General features: G+C 71.4%; 2 protein-coding genes and 3 pseudogenes. All 5 read right to left on the reverse strand.

Annotated elements, in window-relative coordinates:
* Positions 1–171 (reverse strand): annotated as a pseudogene (locus tag ACKVMH_RS09845) (DUF455 domain-containing protein); the annotation flags it as partial.
* 8 nt (positions 172–179) lie between these two features.
* On the reverse strand, positions 180–1,649 hold the full coding sequence (gene purF / locus ACKVMH_RS09850; protein ID WP_412700149.1) for an amidophosphoribosyltransferase: 1,470 nt from the start codon (positions 1,647–1,649) through the stop codon (positions 180–182).
* A gap of 4 nt (positions 1,650–1,653) precedes the next feature.
* Positions 1,654–2,382, reverse strand: a complete 729-nt coding sequence (locus ACKVMH_RS09855; protein WP_412700150.1) for a CvpA family protein — start codon at positions 2,380–2,382, stop codon at positions 1,654–1,656.
* Between the two features lie 19 nt (positions 2,383–2,401).
* Positions 2,402–3,503, reverse strand: a pseudogene (locus ACKVMH_RS09860) (SPOR domain-containing protein).
* Between the two features lie 116 nt (positions 3,504–3,619).
* Positions 3,620–3,796, reverse strand: a pseudogene (locus ACKVMH_RS09865) (bifunctional folylpolyglutamate synthase/dihydrofolate synthase); the annotation flags it as partial.

Below are 3,796 nucleotides of genomic sequence, written 5' to 3' on the forward strand. Positions count from 1 at the left end.
CCGCGGCGGGCGCCCGGGCATGCGAATCGGCTCCGGCGGCGCGGCGTCGCCGGGCACCGCCAACTCGCCGCGTTCGAACGCCGCCGCCGCCTCGAAGGTGGCCGCTACCTTCGCCTCAGGCGTGGCGGCGTCGAGGCAGCCGCGAGCGGCGTCGAACAGCGAGCCCGGCACGTCCCCGCTCACCCGCCGCGGCGGGTGGTCTTGGCGTCGTCGGAGCGCAACCGCTTGATGTGCTCGAAGTAGTCGGCTTCGGTGCCGGTGACGTACTCACCGTTGAAGCAGGACGAGTCGAAGTGCTCGATCCGGTGCTTGGGCCCCGACACCGCATGCTCGAGCGCATCCAGGTCCTGGTACACGAGCCAGTCGCAGCCCAGCAGCTCCTGGACTTCCTGTTCGGTGCGGTTGTAGGCGATCAGCTCCTCGCGGGTGGGCATGTCGATGCCGTAGATGTTGGGGTGCCGCACCGGCGGCGCCGCCGAGGCGAGGTAGACCTTGCGGGCGCCGGCATCGCGCGCCATCTGCACGATCTGGCGCGAGGTGGTGCCACGCACGATCGAGTCGTCGACCAGCAGCACCACGCGGTTGCGGAACTCCAGCGGGATCGGATTGAGCTTGCGGCGCACCGACTTCGCGCGTTCGCCCTGCCCCGGCATGATGAATGTGCGACCGACGTACCGGTTCTTGATGAAACCCTCGCGGTACTTCACCCCGAGCACGTTGGCCACCTCCAGCGCGGCGTCGCGCGAGGAGTCGGGGATCGGGATCACGGTGTCGATGTCGTGGTCCGGGCGCAGGCGCAGGATCTTCTCGCCAAGCGTCTGGCCCATGCGCATGCGCGCCTTGTGGACCGAGATATCGTCGATCATCGAGTCGGGCCGCGCGAAGTACACGTACTCGAACATGCACGGCGTGTGCTTGCCCGGCTCCACGCACTGGCGCGCGTGCAGCTGGCCGTCGGCGGTCACCACGATGCCCTCGCCCGGGTTCACGTCGCGCACGCGCTGGAAACCCAGCAGGTCGAACGCGACCGACTCCGACGCGACCGCGTACTCGTCGCCGCCGGCGGTGGTGCGCTTGCCGAGCACCAGCGGGCGGATGCCGTTGGGGTCGCGGAACGCCACCAGCCCCAGGCCGAGCACGGTGGCGACCACCGCATAGCCGCCGACGCACCGCTTGTGCACGCGCTCGACCGCCTTGAATGCGGCCTCGGGCGTCAATGCCTTCTGCGCATCCAGCTCGTGCGCGAACACGTTGAGCAGGACTTCCGAGTCGGAGTCGGTGTTGACGTTGCGACGGTCCTGTTCGAACACCTCGCGGCGCAGCGCGTCGGTGTTGATCAGGTTGCCGTTGTGCGCCAGGGCGATGCCGAACGGCGAGTTGACGTAGAACGGCTGGGCCTCGTCGTCACCCTCGCTGCCGGCGGTCGGATAACGGCAGTGGCCGATGCCGATGCCGCCGCGCAGCAGGCGCATCGAGTCGGCGTCGAACACGTCGCTGACCAGGCCATTGCCTTTGTGCACCAGCAGCCGGCTGCCGTGTGCGGTGGCGATGCCTGCCGCGTCCTGGCCCCGGTGCTGCAGCACCGTCAGGCCGTCGTAGAGCTGGGCCGCGACGTCGTTGTGGCCGACGATTCCGATGATGCCGCACATGGTTTCAGGATCCTGGGTTGGAGGGTTGTTGCGGTGAAGACGGTGGAACGGACGGGTCGGCGCCCTGCGGAAGCAGGCCGGCGTCGCCGGAGGCGGTGTCCTGCATGCCCGGTTGCTGGATCGCCTGCATGCGCTCGAGCAGGACATCGGTGGCCGCCGTCCCGAATCCGGCCGGGAGGTCGACCGGCAGCGGAAGCGCCGCCGCACCCGCCGGCGAGACCAGCGCCGGACCGGCCGACTCGCCCCGGAAATCGACCCGCTGCGCGACCCAGCCGGGCAGCCACGCGCTGAGCCACTGCGCCCCGGGCACGAGCACCGGCACCACCGGCGAGGCGCGCCACTCCGGCGTGCGGGGCACCGCCGTTAGCCCGAGCAGCAGCACCAGTGCGCAAGCCACGAACGCGCCGCGGGCCGCGCCGAGCAGCAGGCCGAGCATCCGGTCCAGGCCGGACAACCCCACCGTCTGTACCAGCTTGTGCACCAGCCAGCCGACCACGCCAACCGCCAGCAACACCGCGATGAACGCCAGCGCGTAACCGCCCAGCAACTGGGTCGCGCTCGGCTCGCCATCGGCGGCCATCATCAATCCGACGTCGCCGCCGAAGCGGAACGCCGCCCATGCCGCCAGCACCCACGCGGCCAGCGAGGCGAGCACGCCGACGAAGCCGCGTATCAGCCCGAACACCGCCGAGACCACGACAACCGCCAGCAGGACCCAGTCGACCGCGCTCATGGTGCTGGCGCGCCGGGCCTCACGGGTGCGCGTGGACGAAGCCGTTGATGCCGAGCTTCGCGGCCACCTGCGCCTTGAGTCGCTCGGCGGCGTCGCGGTCGGCGACCGGACCGACCTGGACCCGGGTCAACGTGCCCTTGTCGGTCTGCACCGACTGCACGAACGCACTCAGCCCGGCGGCGCGCGCGCGGTCACGCAGCGCGTTGGCGTCGGCCACATTGCTGAAGGCACCCAGCTGGACGGCGAACCCGACCCCGGCGGCCGCCGGCGGCGGCGCAGGCGTGGAGGCCGGCGGAGGCTTCGGTGCTGCCGGCGCAACTGCAGGCTCGGGTTTGGGCTCGGGCGCCTTGGCGACGGGCTTGGCCGGGGTTTCCGGCAGCGCCGTGGTTTCGGCAGGTGCCGGATCCGGCGCGGGCACCGCGGTCGACGTCGGCGTGCCGGCCACTTCTTCGTGGTCTTCACCGCCGTCAATCGCCAGCACCCGCGACCCGACATCGTCGCGTACATGGGCGGCNGGCAGGTGCCGGATCCGGCGCGGGCACCGCGGTCGACGTCGGCGTGCCGGCCACTTCTTCGTGGTCTTCACCGCCGTCAATCGCCAGCACCCGCGACCCGACATCGTCGCGTACATGGGCGGCGCGCAGGCGCGCAGCCTCGGCGGTGGCGCGCGTATCGAACGGACCGATGCGCACGCGGTGCAGCGTGCGGCCGTCGTGCATGGCGGTTTCCTGGTAGCCGGGCAACTGCGATGCCAGCAGCGCATCGACCACGCGCTGCGCGTCCGCGGCGGTCGCGTAGCTGCCGAAACTGACCGCGTAGCCGCCGCCTGCGGTGGCGGCGGGGAACATCCCGCTGCCCGCGCGGGTATCGACCGTCGGCAGCCCGCCTTCCACCGGCTCGGGTTCCATCCCGGTCACGCTGCCACCGGCGCGCGCCGACGGCGTCACGAGCGGCAGTTCACGGGTCTCGAACTGGCCCTGCGGGGTGTCCGGGATGTCGAGCGGGACGTCGGAGATGCCGCTTTCCGGCGCCGGCCCCTTGATCAGCATCGGCAGGAAGATCACTGCGATCGCGACCAGCACGGCGGCGCCGATCAGGCGCTGTTTCAGGGCAGGTTCCATCGGTGCTCGCAGGCCTGGAAAGGATGCCGGCGAATTATACCCGTGGTCCGGCGGCCCACCGCCGTGGCGTGCGAAGCGGCGGGCGCGTCGTTCAGGCCCGGGGACTGACGGGTTGCTCAGCCCAACGACGCCAGCGCCGCCGCGGCGGTGTGGAACGAGCCGAATACGAGGATGCGGTCGCCGGGCGCGCTGTCCGCCAGCACGCTGGCCAGGGCGGATGCGACGTCCGTGTGGCGGGTACCTGCGGCCGCGGCAGTGCCCGCCAGCCGCGCGCCGAAGGTGTCGACGTCGTT

The sequence above is a fragment of the Lysobacter zhanggongensis genome, assembly GCF_046638635.1.
GTDB classification, from domain to species: Bacteria; Pseudomonadota; Gammaproteobacteria; order Xanthomonadales; family Xanthomonadaceae; genus Novilysobacter; species Novilysobacter luteus.

What these genes read in the sequence shown, in the direction of transcription:
- purF (WP_412700149.1), bottom strand. Translation starts at nt 1,649, where the DNA reads ATGTGCGGCATCATCGGAATCGTCGGCCACAACGACGTCGCGGCCCAG.
- ACKVMH_RS09855 (WP_412700150.1), bottom strand. Translation starts at nt 2,382, where the DNA reads ATGAGCGCGGTCGACTGGGTCCTGCTGGCGGTTGTCGTGGTCTCGGCG.